Below are 16494 nucleotides of genomic sequence, written 5' to 3'. Positions count from 1 at the left end.
TAGGGCTACGTTAATGGCAAGGACGCGGAAAATTATTCTGGGCCTGTGCTGTGCCGCGCTGGTGGCGGGATGCGCGTCGTCCGGAAGAAAGGCCCCGACGCTCAATCAGACGCTGGCCGTCCTCACCAGCCCGACGACGCGCTCGGTCGCCAGCATCGCACGCAGCGACAACGCCAGGGAAGCGATCAAGGCGGGCCTGAAGAGCCGGGAGTCGGTCTATAAATCCAACCCCTATGCGCTGGTGCAGGACGTCAAAACCATCCAGCGCGACTACACCAACCTGGTGACCTTGCTGACCGGCCGCGTCAGCAAGACCTGGGGCAAGAAGGAAGTAAAACTCCCCTCGCGCGTGCAATATATAAAGTACACGCAGAATTACATGAGCCGCGCGGTGGTGGATTTCGACAAGGGCGAGGTGACGGTGGAGACCGTGGACGACAAGGACCCGAACGCCAGCCTGAAAAACGCCATCGTCACCACGCTGCTCACGCCCAACGACCCGCGCGCGGTGGATCTTTTCTCCGACAGCGCCATTACCCTGACCAGCGAGAAAGAACCTTATCTCCTCGGTCTGGTGGTCGACCAGAACAACAAGCCTGTGGCCTCGCCGGTCGAGGCCGAGGGCTTTGCCGATCACCTTCTGAAAACCCGGGCCGCGACGCGCGAGGTCGACCTGGATAACGGCAAGAAAAAGGCGCTGTTCGTGAAATTCCCGATGGTGTCCAATTTCGAGAACAAGCAGGCCGAGAAATACAGTCATCTGGTGACGAAGTTCGCCGAGCAGTACAAGATCAGCCCGAGCCTGGTGTATGCCGTCATCCGCACCGAAAGCAATTTCAATCCCTTTGCCGTAAGTTCTGCGCCGGCTTACGGGTTGATGCAGCTCGTTCCCGGCAGCGGCGGACGCGAGGCCTATCGCAAGGCAAAGGGGCAGGATGAAACCCCGTCCAAGCAATTCCTGTTTGATGCCGAGAACAACATCGAGCTGGGTACGGCCTATCTGAATGTGCTTACCTACAGCCAGCTGGAACCGGTGGCCAATCCGGTATCGCGGGAATATTGTGTGATTTCGGCGTACAACACCGGGCCGAGCAATGTATTGCGGACGTTCTCGAAGGACAAGGTCGCTGCGGTGAATGCCATCAACGGCCTGTCGCCGTCGGCGGTGTACCAGAAGTTGCGCACCGGCCTGCCTTATGAAGAAACGCGGCAATACCTGTATAAGGTGGTCAATTACCGCAGGCAGTTTGTCGCCAACGCAAATTGAGCGGTTTGTTGAATATCAAGGAGTGATCCATGCGCAACAAGATTGTTTTGCCATTGTTCCTGATGATTTTTTCCCTGCTCGGTGGCTGCGGCTACAACACCTTGCAAAGCACCGATGAGCAGATCAAGGCCGGCTGGGCCGAGGTGCTGAACCAGTACCAGCGTCGTGCCGACCTGGTGCCGAACCTGGTGAACGTGGTCAAGGGTTACGCGGCACACGAAAAGGAAGTGCTGGAACAGGTAACCAACGCGCGCGCCAGGGTGGGTTCCATCCAGGCGACCCCGGAGTTGGTTAACGATGAACAGGCGCTGGCCAAATTTCAGGCTGCGCAAGGCGAACTGAGTTCCGCCCTGTCGCGCCTGCTCGCGGTGGCGGAGAATTATCCGCAGCTGAAGGCCGACGGCCTGTTCCGCGATTTGCAGGCGCAGCTCGAAGGCACGGAGAACCGCATCACCGTGGCGCGCAACCGTTACATCCAGGCGGTGCAGGCGTACAACGTCACCGTGCGCAGCTTCCCGAGCAACCTGACGGCGATGCTCTTCGGTTACAAGGTGAAACCGAGCTTCACCGTGGAGAATGAAAAGGAAATCGCCAGGCCGCCGAGGGTCGATTTCGGCGGTACGCCGCCCACGCCAGCCGGCGCCGGAAAACAGTAACGCCAGCATATTGATGCCGGCATGATGCGCGCCAACATCAGGGTGCTCGCGCGCGGACTGCTTCTCCTGGCGCTTTTCCTCGCCAGTTTCGCCCTCCGTGCGGAAGTGGCGGTGCCGCCGCTGACGGCGCGCGTGACCGACCTGACCGGCACGCTCGCGCCGTCGCAGCGCGACGCGCTGGAACAGGAGCTGCGCGACTTCGAAACCCGCAAGGGCAGCCAGATCGCGGTGCTGATCGTTCCCACGACGCAACCCGAAGCCATCGAGCAGTATTCCCTGCGGGTTGCCGAAACCTGGAAAGTGGGAAGGAAAGACGCACGTGGAAGCCGCATTGATGACGGGGTGATATTGCTCGTTGCCAAGGACGACCGTGCGCTGCGCATCGAAGTCGGCTATGGCCTCGAAGGTGCGATACCGGATGCCGTGGCCAACCGTGTCATTGACGAGATCATTGTTCCTTTCTTCAAGCAGGGCGACTACTACGGGGGCATTCAGGCAGGCATCACCCGCCTGATTCGCCTGATCGACGGTGAGCCGTTGCCGCCGCCGCAGGCACGCGACCGATCGTGGTCCGGAATTGCCGATCTGCTGCCGGCGGCGTTCATTGCGGTCATGATCGGTGGCGGGTTTCTGGGAGCGCTGCTCGGCCGCTTGATCGGGGCCGCTGTTTCCGGCGGAATCGTGGGCATTGTTTTCTGGATCACCATCGGCTCGCTGCTCGGCGCGCTGGTAGCGGGAGTAGTTGTCTTTTTGTTCACTCTGGCCGTCGGCAGCAGCGGTGGCCGTGGTGGACGGGGTAATTTCGGCGGCTGGTCCGGGGGTTACAGCAGCGGCCCCGGCGGCGGCTGGAGCAGTGGCGGAGGCGGCTTCAGCGGCGGGGGCGGCGGATTCGGGGGCGGCGGCGCCTCGGGGAAATGGTGATGAACGTCCGGCGCGTGATTCGCAATCTGTTCCTGCCGCCGTGGCGCGTGCGCCTGGTGTTTCCGGCGCGCACCTTGCGTGCCATCGAGGCCGCGATTCGTGCGGCCGAGACGACGCATGCCGGCGAGATTCGTTTTGCGGTGGAAAGCGGATTGCCCTTTTTACCGCTGTTACGTGGCCAGCCGGCGCGTGAACGCGCGCTGGAAGTGTTCTCCCAGTTGAGAGTATGGGATACGCAGCGGAACAACGGAGTTCTGATTTATCTGCTGCTGGCGGATCGCGACGTGGAGATCATCGCTGACCGTGACGCGCATGCCCGGGTGAGCACCGAGGGCTGGGAAAAAATATGCCGTGAAATGGAGACGCTGTTCCGCCAGGGAAAATTCGAGCAAGGCGTTCTGCACGGCATCCGCAGCGTGAGTGCCCACCTCGCCCGTCATTATCCGCCGCAAAAGAAAGACAGCAACGAACTCGACGACCGGCCAGTCGTATTCTAGATTGCGCGGGTGGTTCAGTCGCCGGTGGGATAGATGTGAAATTCCAGCACCTGCTCCCGGCCGGTGAGGGTCTCGGCCAGGCGCCGATAACTGTCGCGGTTGCCGACGCGGACCGTCATCTGGTACTCAAACACCTTGCCCTCGTCCGCCAATTGATAGCTCAGGTTGGCCACGGAGAAACCATGCGCCGTGATCAGGTCGCGCAGTTCGGGCTCGGGCAGCAAATCCTGGCGCTTGAAGCGCACGTGCAGGCGTGCGTAGTACTGCGAGGGCATGATGGCCTCGATCCAGCGGAACAACGACAGCGTTCCGAGCGTGAGCAGGGTCGCCACGATGGCGGGAAAGTAAAAACCGATGCCCAGCAGAATGCCGATGGAGGCGGTTATCCAGATCGACGCCGCCGTGGTCAGACCGCGCACGGTCAGCCCTTCCTTCATGATCACGCCGGCGCCGAGAAAGCCGATGCCGGTCATGATGCCCTGCGCCATGCGTGTCGGGTCCACGCGCACGGTTTCCAGCGGCACGCCCTTGAGCAACTCCCACTGGTAGACGGTCAGCAGCATCAACAGGCTGGAGGCGGTGCAGACCAGCGTATGGGTGCGAAATCCGGCCGGGCGCCCGTGATAGGTGCGTTCCAGGCCGATAAAACCGCCCGCCAGCACCGCCGCGCCGAGATGTATCAGGATGGTGAAATATTCTTTTTCCATAAGCGGAGTTTAGCCTTAAACCCCACACGCGCCAGGCTTTTATGGTAAACGCACGTGGGCCGGCTATCCTTGGCTGGAGCACAAATTCAAGAACAACGCTGCGCGCGCATGAATCACATGGCTGAACCGGCTACTCGTCATGTCCGTTGACTCCACCACGCTGATTGTGGCGGTGCTTGCGGCGTCGGCAACAACACTGTTGCTGACACTGATTTATCTGCGTTTTGCCGGCCACCGCTCCTTCCGTGAAAAGACCGTCATCCCTGCCATTGATGAACAGTTGCGGACCGTGCTCGGCAATATTGCCGAAGGCGTGATGATTATCGATTCGCAAGGCACGATCAGTATGTTCAATCCGATGGCGGAGCAGATATTCGGCTACAAGGAAAACGAGATCCGGGGGAAAAACATCGATGCCTTGCTGACGGATATCCGGACCGGCGTGGGCGGCGCGATCGGCAGCGGCACGCGCGAGGCGGTGGGTCTGCGCAAAAGCGGGGCGACGTTTCAGGTCGACTTGACCGTTTGCGAGACCGGCGACAGAAACCATCCCGGCTTTGTCGCCATCGCGCGTGATATCACCGAACGCAAACAGGCCGAGCAGCGCCTGGTTTATCTCGCGCAATACGACGCCCTGACCGGCCTGCCGACCCGTGCGCTGTTTCACGACCGCGCGACCCACGCACTGGCGCGCGCCAGTCGCGAGGAAAAACTGGTCGCGATCATGTATCTCGATCTGGACCACTTCAAGACCATCAACGACGGCATGGGTCACCATGTCGGTGACGAATTGCTGAAGGCGGTGGCAAAAAGAATTACCTCATGTTTGCGGGACGTGGATACAGTGTCGCGCCTGGGGGGCGATGAATTTACCGTTATCCTGGAGAGCATTCCGCACATCGATAACGCCACCATCGTGGCGGAGAAGATCATCGATGTCATGCAGGAACCGTTTCGCGTGGACGGGCACGAGGTTCATATCACAATCAGCATCGGCATCACGATTTACCCCATGGACGACAAGGATCTGGCGAGCCTGCTCAAGGACGCCGACCAGGCCATGTACCGCGCCAAACAGGCCGGGCGCAACAACTTCCAGTTGTTCGGAATCGACATGGCGGAGAACGCGGCGGCCGTGAAGCAGATGGAGATGCAGATCGAGAATGCGCTCGAGCGCGGTGAACTGCTGCTCCACTACCAGCCGCGCGTGGATCTGTCGAGCGGAAATATCATCGGGGTGGAGGCGCTGTTGCGGTGGCAGCATCCGGAAATGGGACTGATATCGGCCGGGGATTTCATGCCCCTGCTGGAGCGGTCCAAGCTGGTTTATACCGTCGATGAATGGGTGTTACGCACCGTTTGCACGCAGAACTATCAGTGGCAGAAAATCGGCATGTCTCCGCTGCGCATGACGGTGAATATCTCGCCTTACCGGTTCCGCCGCCGGGGGTTTGTGGAGCTGGTCGAGAAGATCCTGAAGGAGACAAACATGTCGGCGGATTATCTGGAGCTCGATGTCCCCCCCGAGAAACTGGTGGGTACCGGACATGAAAATTACCGTGCCGTCCTCAACCAGCTGAGCGCGCTGGGGGTCCATGTAGCGCTGGCGGACAACGGCGCGGGGACCAGTTTTCGCGATTCCTTTCAACGGCTGCCGTTGTACGTCATGAAAATCGACCGTTCATTCGTGCGTGACGCCACGGTGGATCGCGATCACGCGGCCATCGTGGAGGCGGTCGTCAGCCTGGCGCGCGCCATGAAACTGAAAGTGGTCGCCGAAGGTGTCGAAACCCGGGAACAGCTGGACGCGCTGCGCCGTTACGGTTGTGACATGGTGCAGGGCTACCTCTTCAGCAAACCCGTATCCACCGAGGACATCACCCGCATGCTGCGGGAGGGAAAGCGCCTCGTCTAGGCAAGATGTCGCACCCCCGTGTGGCATTTTCGCTGTTTCGTCGTTGATTCCAGCCGGGCTGTCACGTAAAATCCCGCTTCAGCCGGAAACACCCTTATTTAGGCATTCAAGGCGGGAGAGAAGCACCGGAGCAGCGGGCGCCTCTCCCGTTTTTGTGCGCCTGCGCGTCGCGAGGTACATGGTCTATGCCGTCCGCACTGCTTGCGCTGGAAGATGGCTCTCTGTTCTACGGGGAGTCCATCGGCGTTCCGGGGCAGGCGGTGGGCGAAGTGGTGTTCAACACCGCCATGACCGGCTACCAGGAAATCCTCACGGACCCCTCTTACGCTCGCCAGATCGTCACGCTCACTTATCCCCACATCGGCAACACCGGCACCAATCCCGAAGACATGGAATCCGGCGCTGTGCATGCCGCGGGGCTGGTCATTCGCGACCTGCCGCTCACCCACAGCAATTTCCGCGCGACGGAATCGCTGGGAGAATTCATGCGCCGCCACAAGCTGGTTGGCATTGCCGGCATTGACACGCGCCGGCTCACGCGCCTGTTGCGCGAGAAGGGCGCGCAGAACGGATGCATCCTGGCGGTGGAGAAGGGCAGCAAGCCCGACAGGAAATCGGCGCTGAAGGCCGCGCGCGCGTTCCCGGGACTCAAGGGCATGGACCTCGCCAAGGTGGTGTCGACCCGCAAGCCTTACGTGTGGGACGAAGGGCTGTGGGAGCTGGGTGCGGGTTACATGAAACCGCCGCAGGCCCGGTTTCATGTGGTTGCCTATGACTACGGCATCAAGCGCAACATCCTGCGCATGCTGGCGGCGCGTGGATGTCGCCTCACGGTGGTGCCGGCCCAGACGCCGGCCGCAGAAGTATTGAAGATGAAGCCGGACGGGGTGTTTCTCTCGAATGGCCCGGGCGACCCCGAGCCGTGCACCTATGCCATCGAAGCGATACGTCAAATCGTGGATACCGGCTTGCCGGTGTTCGGTATCTGTCTCGGGCATCAGCTGCTGGGCTTGGCCTCCGGCGCGCGCACCGTCAAGATGAAATTCGGCCATCATGGCGCGAATCACCCGGTGATCGATATCGAGACCAGCCGCGTCATGATCACCAGCCAGAACCACGGTTTCGCCGTGGATGAAGCCGGCCTGCCGGCCTGCCTGCGCGTGACGCACCGTTCGCTGTTCGACGGCACGGTGCAGGGCCTGCAGCGCGCCGACAAGCCGGCGTTCTGTTTCCAGGGCCATCCCGAGGCCAGCCCTGGACCGCACGACGTGTCGCCCTTGTTCGACCGGTTCATAAAAATGATGGAAGCGTTTCAGGTTTCAGGTTTCAAGTCTCAGGTTAAAAAACCTGAAACTTCAGACATGAAACTTGAAACCTGATTCGTATGCCGAAACGTACTGACATCAAAAGCATCCTGATCATCGGCGCCGGGCCGATCATCATCGGCCAGGGTTGCGAGTTCGACTATTCCGGCGCGCAGGCCTGCAAGGCGCTCAAGGAAGAGGGTTATCGCGTCATCCTGGTCAATTCCAATCCGGCCACGATCATGACCGATCCGGAAATGGCCGACGCGACCTACATCGAGCCCATCACCTGGCCGACGATCGCCAAGATCATCGAGAAGGAGCGTCCGGACGCGCTGCTGCCGACCATGGGCGGCCAGACGGCGCTCAATACCGCGCTCGATCTGGCGCGCGAGGGCGTGCTGGAGAAATTCGGCGTCGAAATGATCGGCGCCAAACGCGAAGCCATCGACAAGGCCGAGGACCGCGAACGTTTCAAGAAAGCCATGGAATCCATCGGGTTGCAGTGCGCGCGCGGCGCCATCGCCCACAGCATGGAAGAGGCGCTGCAGGTGCAGGCGGCGATCGGATTCCCCGTCATCATCCGCCCCTCGTTTACCCTGGGCGGCACCGGTGGCGGCATCGCCTACAACAAGGATGAATTCACGACCATCTGCGAGCGCGGGCTGGACGCCTCGCCCACGCGCGAATTGCTCATCGAGGAATCCATCATCGGCTGGAAGGAATTCGAGATGGAGGTGGTGCGTGACCGCAAGGACAACTGCATCATCATCTGTTCGATTGAAAATCTCGATCCCATGGGCGTGCATACCGGCGACTCGATCACGATTGCGCCGGCGCAGACACTGACCGACAAGGAATACCAGATCATGCGCGATGCCTCGATCGCCTGCCTGCGCGAGATCGGGGTGGACACCGGCGGCTCGAACGTGCAGTTCGCCATCAACCCGAAAGACGGGCGCATGGTGATCATCGAGATGAATCCGCGCGTGTCGCGTTCCTCGGCGCTGGCCTCCAAGGCCACGGGTTTTCCGATCGCCAAGATTGCCGCCAAGCTCGCCGTCGGCTACACGCTGGATGAACTGAAAAACGACATCACCGGCGGCAAGACGCCGGCCTCGTTCGAGCCCACTATCGACTACGTGGTGACCAAGATCCCGCGTTTCACCTTCGAGAAGTTTCCCAAGGCCGACCCCACGCTCACCACCCAGATGAAATCGGTGGGCGAGGCCATGGCGATCGGCCGCACCTTCCAGGAATCGTTTCAAAAGGCGTTGCGCTCGCTCGAAACCGGGAGCTACGGTCTCGAATCGCGGCTCGATGCCGCGGCGGACAGGGACGAGACGCGCAAGCGCCTGTCGCTGGCGCTGCGTGTGCCGGGTTCAGAGCGTGTCTGGCACGTCGCCGATGCCTTCCGGTTTGGCATGAGCCAGGAGGAGATTTACGACCTTTGTTACATCGATCCCTGGTTTCTGGCGCAGATTGGCGATCTGGTTGAGACCGAGAAAACGATCGCGAAGTACGGCAGGAAAAAGCCTTCCGCCGATCTGCTGCGCGCCTGGAAGCGCAAGGGATTCTCCGATCGCCGCCTGGCGCATTTGATGAACGTGAAGGAAAAACAGGTGCGCCAATGGCGCCATGCCGCGAAGGTGCGCCCGGTCTACAAGCGCGTCGACTCCTGCGCCGCCGAGTTCGCCTCGGCCACGGCCTACATGTATTCCACTTACGAAGAAGAGTGCGAGGCGGCGCCCGAGAAAAAGAAAAAGATCATCGTGCTGGGTGGTGGCCCGAACCGCATCGGCCAGGGCATCGAATTCGATTACTGCTGCGTGCACGCCTCGTTCGCCTTGCGCGAGGATGGTTACCAGACCATCATGATCAACTGCAACCCGGAGACCGTGTCCACCGACTATGACACCTCCGACCGGTTGTACTTCGAGCCGTTGACGCTGGAAGACGTGCTCGAAATCATTCGCCTGGAAAAGCCCGAAGGTGTGATCGTGCAGTACGGCGGCCAGACCCCGCTGAAGCTGGCGCGCGGGCTCGAGGCGGCGGGGGCGCCGATTATCGGCACAAGCCCTGAATCCATCGACGTGGCCGAGGATCGCGAGCGGTTCCAGAAGCTGATCAGGAAACTGAAACTGTTGCAGCCGCCCAACGCCACGGCGCGCACCGCGCAGGAAGCGGTGAAACTGGCCGACAAGATCGGTTATCCGCTGGTGGTGCGTCCATCGTACGTGCTCGGTGGACGTGCCATGGAGATCGTGCATGCGCGCGACGACCTGGAAACCTACATGCGCGTGGCAGTGCGCGTGTCGGAGGATTCGCCGGTGCTGCTGGACCGCTTCCTCAACGACGCCACCGAGGTGGATGTCGACGCCGTGTCCGACGGCAAGCAGGTCATCATCGGCGGGATCATGGAGCATATCGAGGAGGCCGGCGTGCACTCCGGCGATTCGGCGTGTTCGTTGCCGCCGTTTTCGCTGTCGAAGAAGATCCAGGATGACTTGCGCAGCCAGACCGTCAAGATGGCCAAGGCGCTCAAGGTGGTCGGTCTGATGAACGTGCAGTTCGCCATCCAGAATGGCAAGATTTACGTGCTGGAGGTGAACCCGCGCGCCTCGCGCACGGTACCGTATGTTTCCAAGGCCACCGGACGGCAGCTGGCCAAGATCGCGGCGCGCTGCATGGCGGGACAGTCGCTCAAGAAGCAGGGCGTGACGGGAGAGATCGTGCCTGAATATTATTCGGTGAAGGAGGCGGTGTTCCCGTTCATCAAGTTCCCCGGCGTGGACACGATCCTGGGCCCCGAGATGAAATCCACCGGCGAGGTCATGGGCGTCGGCCGCAGTTTCGGCGAGGCCTTCACCAAATCCCAGATCGCCGCGGGCAGTCCGATTCCGAACAGTGGCCGCATTTTCATCAGCGTGCGCGATGCGGATCAAAAGGGGGTGGTCGAGGTGGCGCGCTACTTCAGCAAGCATGGATTCGAGGTTCTGGCCACCCGCGGGACCGCCGCGGTGCTCGAGACCGGCGGCGTGACGGCGCGCGCAGTCAGCAAGTTGTCCGAAGGGCGGCCGAACATCATCGACATGATCACGAACGACGAGATTGACATCATCATCAATACGGTTTCTGATAAACAGAGCCTGGCGGATTCCTACGCCATCCGGCGCGAGGCCTTGCAGCACAAGGTAACCAACTACACGACGCTGGCGGCAGCCAGGGCCGCCTGCGAGGCGCATCGCGCCGCCGGGCACATGCGCGTCAGTCGCTTGCAGGACCTGCACAAGGAATTGGCAGGAAGTCAGTCATGAAGAAAACACCCATGACCGTTGTCGGTGCCGAGAAGCTCAAAACCGAGCTGCATCGCCTGAAGACCGTGGAGCGTCCACGCATCATCCAGGCGATTGCCGAGGCGCGTTCGCACGGCGACCTTTCGGAGAACGCCGAGTATCACGCGGCCAAGGAACAACAGAGTTTTGTCGAGGGACGCATCGCCGAGCTCGATATCAAGCTCGCCACGGCGCAGATCATCGACCCCAAAACCGTCAACGCCGACGGCCGCGTGGTTTTTGGCGCCACGCTCAAGCTCATGGAAGAGCATTCCGGCCAGGAAGTGACCTACCAGATCGTCGGCGACCACGAGGCCGACATCGCCAAGGGAATGATCTCCATCAGTTCGCCGATTGCCCGCGCGCTGATCGGCAAGGAGCTGGGCGACATGGTCGAGGTGCAGGTACCGGGTGGACTGCGCTCCTACGAAATCCTCGAAATCCGTTATATCTGATCCGTGTTTTTCTATTCCGGAAGTTTCAGGCGCGGTTTTTTCGCGCGGCGGTAAATCACCGCTATCCGGCCGATTTCCTGAACCGCCTCGGCCCCGGTTGCTTCGCAGACTTGTTGCAGCAGCGCGTGCCGCGCGTCGCGCTCCACGCCCGGCAGACGTATCTTGAGCAGCTCATGGGCCTCGAGCGCCAGGGTTATTTCCCGGACCACCGGCGCCGTGACACCGGCATTTCCCACCTGCACCACCGGTTTGCGGTGATGCGCCAGTGCCTTCAGCTGTTTCCGCTGTTTCGCGCTCAAAGCCATATATAATGAAGCCCGATTACCTTTTGATGAATCGACGCATCATACCGCAGCCTCGTTCCATTCCCCATGTCCCGCACCAAAAGCAGTCAGCGCTGGCTCGCGCGTAACGCCAGGGACAAATACGTCAAGCGCGCGCGCCAGGAGGGCGCCCGCTCGCGCGCCATATACAAGCTCGAGGAAATTGACCGCCGCGACCATCTGTTGCGCCCGGGCATGACCGTGGTGGATCTGGGCGCCGCGCCGGGAGGCTGGTCGCAGTACGCCCAAAGCCGCGTGGGCGAGTCCGGACGGGTGCTGGCACTGGACATCCTGCCGATGGAGCCGATGGTCGGCGTCGAATTCATCGAAGGGGATTTCACCGAACAGCGGGTGCTAGACTCCTTAATAGGTCATTTGGGAGGCAAACCGGTGGATCTTGTAATCTCCGACATGGCCCCCAATATGACAGGAGTGGCCTCCGTGGACCAGGCGCGCAGCATGAACCTGGCGGAACTTGCGCTGGATTTCGCCGACAAATCGCTGAAGCCGGGCGGTTCGCTGCTGATCAAGACCTTTCAGGGCGCCGGGTTTAACGAGTTCCACGCGCAGTTGCGCCGCCGCTTCGAGAAGCTTGTCGCGCGCAAACCGCCGGCGTCGCGCGCGGAGAGCAAGGAAATTTATCTTCTGGGTAAGGGGTTTAAGGGTATCTGATCAAAATCGTTGTGTGCCCGCGTACATCATAGGAAAATGCGGATAGTGGATGACGGGCGCCGGAATCCGCCGTTACTTGATTAAGAGGTAATACTTGAACAATCTCACCAAGAATCTCCTGTTATGGCTCGTCATCGCCATCGTGCTGATGTCGGTGTTCAATAATTTCGGCAACCGCCAACCGGCGGCGCGGCCCATGGAATACTCGACCTTCATCCAGAAGGTGCGCGGCGACGAGGTTGACCGGGTCACGATCCAGGGGCGCGAAATCACGGGCAAAATGAAGAGCGGTGAGAACTTCACCACCTACAATCCTGGCGATCAACAGGTCTTCAACGACCTGATCGACCACAAGGTCCTGTTCGAAGGCAAGCCGCAGGAAGAGCAGTCGCTGCTGCTGACCATTTTCATCAACTGGTTCCCGCTGCTGCTGCTGGTGGGCGTATGGGTGTTCTTCATGCGCCAGATGCAGGGTGGCATGGGTGGCCGCGGCGCCATGAGTTTCGGCAAGAGCAAGGCGCGCATGCTCTCCGAGGAACAGAACAAGATCACGTTTGACGACGTAGCCGGCGTGGAAGAGGCCAAGGAAGAGGTGGGCGAGCTGGTGGAATTCCTGCGCGACCCCTCGAAGTTCCAGAAGCTCGGCGGCCGCATTCCCAAGGGCGTGCTCATGACCGGCTCGCCCGGCACCGGCAAGACGCTGCTCGCCAAGGCCATCGCCGGCGAGGCTAAAGTGCCGTTCTTTTCGATTTCCGGTTCCGATTTCGTCGAGATGTTCGTCGGCGTCGGGGCCTCGCGCGTGCGCGACATGTTCGAGCAGGCCAAGAAGCACGCGCCCTGCATCATCTTCATCGATGAAATCGACGCCGTGGGGCGCCAGCGTGGCGCCGGCCTCGGCGGTGGTCATGACGAGCGCGAACAAACCCTGAACCAGCTGCTGGTCGAGATGGACGGTTTCGAAGGCACGGAAGGCGTGATCGTCATCGCCGCGACCAACCGTCCGGACGTGCTCGACCCGGCGCTGCTGCGCCCGGGCCGTTTCGACCGCCAGGTGTACGTGCCGCTGCCTGACATCCGCGGGCGCGAGCAGATCCTCAAGGTGCACATGCGCAAGGTTCCGGTGTCGGACGACGTGGATGCCAATATCATCGCCCGCGGCACGCCCGGTTTCTCCGGCGCGGATCTGGCCAACCTGGTGAACGAGGCGGCGCTGTTCGCCGCGCGCGCCAACAAGCGTCTCGTGGACATGCAGGATTTCGAGAAAGCCAAGGACAAGGTCATCATGGGTGCGGAGCGCCGCTCCATCGTCATGCCGGAAAAGGAACGCATGAACACGGCCTATCATGAATCCGGCCATGCGGTGGTGGCGAAGTCGCTGCCGAACACCGATCCGGTGCACAAGGTGACCATCATCCCGCGCGGTCGCGCGTTGGGTGTGACCATGCAACTGCCGACCGAAGACCGCTACAGCCACGACCGCGAGAGCCTGCTCTCGACCATCGCGGTGCTGATGGGTGGGCGCATCGCCGAGGAAGTTTTCATGCACCAGATGACCACCGGCGCGGCCAATGACTTCGAGCGCGCCACCGATCTCGCGCGCAACATGGTCATGCGCTGGGGCATGTCCGACGTGCTGGGCACGCGCGTCTACGGCGACAACCAGAGCGAGGTGTTCCTGGGGCGCGACGTCATGACGCACAAGAACATGAGCAATGCCGTGGCCGAGGTGGTGGACCGGGAGATTCGCCGCATCATCGACGAGCAATATGCCAAGGCGCGCGCCATCATTGAGGAAAACCACGAGAAGGTCGAAAGGATGGCCCGGGCCCTGCTCGAATGGGAAACGCTCGAGGCCGACCAGATCGAGGACATCATGATGGGCAGGGAACCGCGCCCGCCGGCGGGCACGAGCGGTTCGCCCAAGGGCGATGCCGGCAGCCCGAAGAAGCCGAGCGGCAAGGCCGTGAAGCCGCGCCTTGACTCACCCGCGGGTGAACACTGAGCTGAAATGACAATCCTGGATTGCGCCGGGCGGCCGCTGGATCTGCGGCGTCCCGCGGTCATGGGAATCCTGAACGTCACCCCCGACTCCTTTTCGGACGGGGGTGTTTTTTTGTCCCCCGAAAATGCGATCACTCAGGCGCTGCGGATGGCGCAGGAGGGCGCCGACATCATCGATATCGGCGGCGAATCCACCCGTCCCGGCGCGCGATCGGTATCGGCACAGGAAGAAATGGACCGCGTGCTTCCCGTGGTGGAGGCCCTGCATGTGCGGGTACCCCTGCCAATTTCCATCGATACTTCCAAGCCGGAGGTCATGCGCGCGGCGGTGGCCACCGGCGCGGGATTCATCAATGACGTGCGGGCGCTGCGGGCAGAGGGAGCCTTGATGGCGGCGGCGGAACTGAACGTCCCGGTCTGCCTGATGCACATGCGCGGCGAGCCGCGCACCATGCAGGACGACCCGCGCTATGCCGATGTCGTGGGCGAGGTCCGGGATTTCCTGAAACAACGGCTGGATGCCTGCGTCAACGCGGGTATTCCGGCGTCACGGCTGATCGTTGATCCCGGCTTCGGTTTCGGCAAGACGCTGGAACATAATATAGAATTACTGCGAGACCTGAAAAAACTGCAAAACCTGGGCACGCCGGTGCTGGTTGGCCTGTCACGCAAATCCATCATCGGCAAGGCGCTGGGCCTGCCGGTGGCGCAGCGGCTGCACGCGAGCGTGACGCTCGCGGTGATGGCGGTGCAGCAGGGCGCCCGCATCGTGCGGGTGCACGACGTCGGCCCGACTGTCGAGGCGCTGCGCATGTGGTCGGCGGTGTATCCGGAGAGCAGCGAGAGATAAAGTCATGAACATGAAACGTCATTTTTTCGGTACTGATGGTGTGCGCGGCAAGGTGGGCGAAGAGCCGATCACGCCGGAAACCGTGCTCAAGCTCGGCTGGGCCGCCGGTTGCGTGCTCGGCAAGGGCACGGCCGACCACGCCAAGATTCTGATCGGCAAGGACACGCGTGTCTCCGGCTATCTCCTGGAGTCGCTGCTCGAGGCCGGATTGTCCGCTGCCGGCGTGGATATCCGCCTGCTCGGGCCGATGCCGACGCCGGCCATCGCCTATCTCACGCGCACCGCTCGCGCCCGTGCCGGTATCGTGATTTCCGCCTCGCACAATCCTTTCGATGACAACGGCATCAAGTTTTTTTCCTCCGAGGGCACCAAGCTGCCGGACGAAGTCGAGCTGGCGATCGAGGAAAAGATGCGTGAGCCGCTGACGACTGCCGGCCCCTCGGCGCTCGGCAAGGCCAAGCGTTATGACGATGCCGGCGGCCGCTACATCGAGTTCTGCAAGAGCACCTTTCCGCATCGCCTGAGTCTCGAGGGCCTCAAGATCGTCGTCGACTGCGCCAACGGCGCGGCCTATCACCTGGCACCGCTGGTTTTCAGCGAGCTCGGTGCCGAGGTGGTCGCGGTCGCGAACGAACCGGATGGTTTCAACATCAACCGCGAGTGCGGCGCCACCTTTCCGATTTTTCTCAAGAAGACCGTGTTGGCGCACAAGGCCGATCTCGGGATCGCGCTGGATGGCGACGGTGACCGGGTGATCATGGTCGACAGCCGCGGCGACATCGTGGATGGCGACCACCTGCTCTATATCATCGCCACGGACCGCAAGCAGTCCGGACGCCTGCGCGGCGGGGTGGTCGGCACGCTCATGAGCAATCTCGGACTGGAGCATGCCTGCGGCAGGCTGGGCGTGCCTTTCGAGCGCGCCGCGGTCGGCGACCGTTACGTGCTGAGCCTGCTCAACGAGCACGGCTGGGAGCTGGGGGGAGAGACCTCCGGCCATATCATCTGTCTCGACCGCGCTACCACGGGCGACGGCATCATTGCCGCGCTGCAGGTGCTGGCGGCCATGTGCGGTTCCGGCAAGAGCCTCGCCGATCTCCGGAGCGGTCTTGAGATCTATCCGCAGACCATGATCAACGTACGCATGGCACGGCGTTTCGACGTCAAGGAATCACCGCGCGTGCAGCAGGCCATCAGGGAAGTCGAAAGCGAGCTGGCGAACAATGGACGCGTGGTGCTGCGCGCCTCCGGCACCGAGCCGGTGGTGCGCGTCATGGTCGAAGGGCGCAACGCCGCGCAGGTCGAGCGCCTCAGCCGGCATCTCGCCGATACCGTCAAAAGCGCCGCGGAAGCGGCGGCCTGAAGTATTACCCGCCAAGACGCCAAGGGTGAGGCGGGGTCCTCGCGAATGTTCAGTGAACATTCGCGCCGCCGAACGGGTGCAACGATTTTCGTTGCACCCTGGGCCGCAACATAGAAAAACTTGGCGTTCTTGGCGTCTTGGCGGTTTAAAACCCTTATAAAATTGCAATCCGCCCCCGGCATCGGTAACATCGCGCCCGTTTTTCGGCAGATTTGACACGAACACGGG

The 16494-nt window shown here is 61.6% G+C and carries 14 protein-coding genes; 12 read left to right on the top strand and 2 right to left on the bottom strand.

Features of this window, described 5'->3' with window-relative positions:
* Window positions 1-13: 13 nt before the first annotated feature.
* From SCL_RS10235 to SCL_RS10220, 4 genes are read left to right on the top strand one after another with little or no spacing between them, the layout of a single operon-like run.
* Window positions 14-1267: a murein transglycosylase domain-containing protein gene (locus tag SCL_RS10235; protein ID WP_096361120.1), complete on the top strand. Its 1254-nt coding sequence runs from the start codon at window positions 14-16 to the stop codon at window positions 1265-1267.
* Window positions 1268-1296: 29 nt separating this feature from the next.
* On the top strand, window positions 1297-1923 hold the full coding sequence (locus SCL_RS10230) for a LemA family protein (RefSeq protein ID WP_096361119.1): 627 nt from the start codon (window positions 1297-1299) through the stop codon (window positions 1921-1923).
* A gap of 24 nt (window positions 1924-1947) precedes the next feature.
* Entirely contained in the window at window positions 1948-2844 is an 897-nt protein-coding gene (locus SCL_RS10225; RefSeq protein ID WP_096361940.1) for a TPM domain-containing protein, read from the top strand.
* The gene (locus SCL_RS10220) at window positions 2844-3341 is read left to right on the top strand and encodes a TPM domain-containing protein (protein ID WP_096361941.1); all 498 of its coding nucleotides are present in this window, start codon (window positions 2844-2846) and stop codon (window positions 3339-3341) included. Before SCL_RS10225 ends, SCL_RS10220 begins: the two co-directional genes overlap by 1 nt.
* Window positions 3342-3355: 14 nt before the next feature.
* Here SCL_RS10220 and SCL_RS10215 read toward each other — a convergent pair whose 3' ends face one another.
* On the bottom strand, window positions 3356-4048 hold the full coding sequence (locus tag SCL_RS10215) for an MgtC/SapB family protein (protein WP_096361118.1): 693 nt from the start codon (window positions 4046-4048) through the stop codon (window positions 3356-3358).
* Between the two features lie 139 nt (window positions 4049-4187).
* On the opposite strand from SCL_RS10215, the gene SCL_RS10210 reads away from it, so the two are divergent.
* The 4 genes from SCL_RS10210 to greA all read left to right on the top strand — a co-directional run bounded on the left by SCL_RS10210 (window position 4188) and on the right by greA (window position 11057).
* Window positions 4188-5963, top strand: coding sequence for a putative bifunctional diguanylate cyclase/phosphodiesterase (locus tag SCL_RS10210; protein WP_096361117.1), 1776 nt, complete (start codon window positions 4188-4190; stop codon window positions 5961-5963).
* Between the two features lie 185 nt (window positions 5964-6148).
* Window positions 6149-7342 (top strand): glutamine-hydrolyzing carbamoyl-phosphate synthase small subunit, encoded by a 1194-nt coding sequence (gene carA / locus SCL_RS10205; RefSeq protein ID WP_096361116.1) that lies wholly within the window; start codon window positions 6149-6151, stop codon window positions 7340-7342.
* A 5-nt stretch (window positions 7343-7347) separates the two neighbouring features.
* On the top strand, window positions 7348-10584 hold the full coding sequence (carB, locus tag SCL_RS10200; protein WP_096361115.1) for a carbamoyl-phosphate synthase large subunit: 3237 nt from the start codon (window positions 7348-7350) through the stop codon (window positions 10582-10584).
* Entirely contained in the window at window positions 10581-11057 is a 477-nt protein-coding gene (greA, locus tag SCL_RS10195; RefSeq protein ID WP_096361114.1) for a transcription elongation factor GreA, read from the top strand. Before carB ends, greA begins: the two co-directional genes overlap by 4 nt.
* 11 nt (window positions 11058-11068) lie before the next feature.
* Here the strand turns inward: greA and SCL_RS10190 are convergent, their stop codons facing one another.
* Window positions 11069-11362: a YhbY family RNA-binding protein gene (locus SCL_RS10190; protein WP_096361113.1), complete on the bottom strand. Its 294-nt coding sequence runs from the start codon at window positions 11360-11362 to the stop codon at window positions 11069-11071.
* A gap of 66 nt (window positions 11363-11428) precedes the next feature.
* On the opposite strand from SCL_RS10190, the gene rlmE reads away from it, so the two are divergent.
* The 4 genes from rlmE to glmM all read left to right on the top strand — a co-directional run bounded on the left by rlmE (window position 11429) and on the right by glmM (window position 16266).
* Complete coding sequence (rlmE, locus tag SCL_RS10185; protein ID WP_096361112.1) at window positions 11429-12052, top strand: 23S rRNA (uridine(2552)-2'-O)-methyltransferase RlmE; 624 nt, start codon at window positions 11429-11431, stop codon at window positions 12050-12052.
* Window positions 12053-12146: 94 nt separating this feature from the next.
* Window positions 12147-14054, top strand: a complete 1908-nt coding sequence (gene ftsH, locus SCL_RS10180) for an ATP-dependent zinc metalloprotease FtsH (RefSeq protein ID WP_096361111.1) — start codon at window positions 12147-12149, stop codon at window positions 14052-14054.
* 6 nt (window positions 14055-14060) lie between these two features.
* Window positions 14061-14903, top strand: coding sequence for a dihydropteroate synthase (folP, locus tag SCL_RS10175; RefSeq protein WP_096361110.1), 843 nt, complete (start codon window positions 14061-14063; stop codon window positions 14901-14903).
* A 10-nt stretch (window positions 14904-14913) separates the two neighbouring features.
* Window positions 14914-16266 carry a phosphoglucosamine mutase gene (gene glmM / locus SCL_RS10170; protein ID WP_096361939.1) on the top strand — a complete coding sequence of 451 codons (1353 nt, stop codon included), beginning with the start codon at window positions 14914-14916 and terminating at the stop codon, window positions 16264-16266.
* Window positions 16267-16494 lie beyond the last annotated feature (228 nt).

The organism is Sulfuricaulis limicola (assembly GCF_002355735.1).
In the GTDB taxonomy this organism is placed as follows: Bacteria; Pseudomonadota; Gammaproteobacteria; order Acidiferrobacterales; family Sulfurifustaceae; genus Sulfuricaulis; species Sulfuricaulis limicola.
Note: the sequence above shows the minus strand (reverse complement) of the source record. Positions and strands in the feature narration are given on the sequence as shown.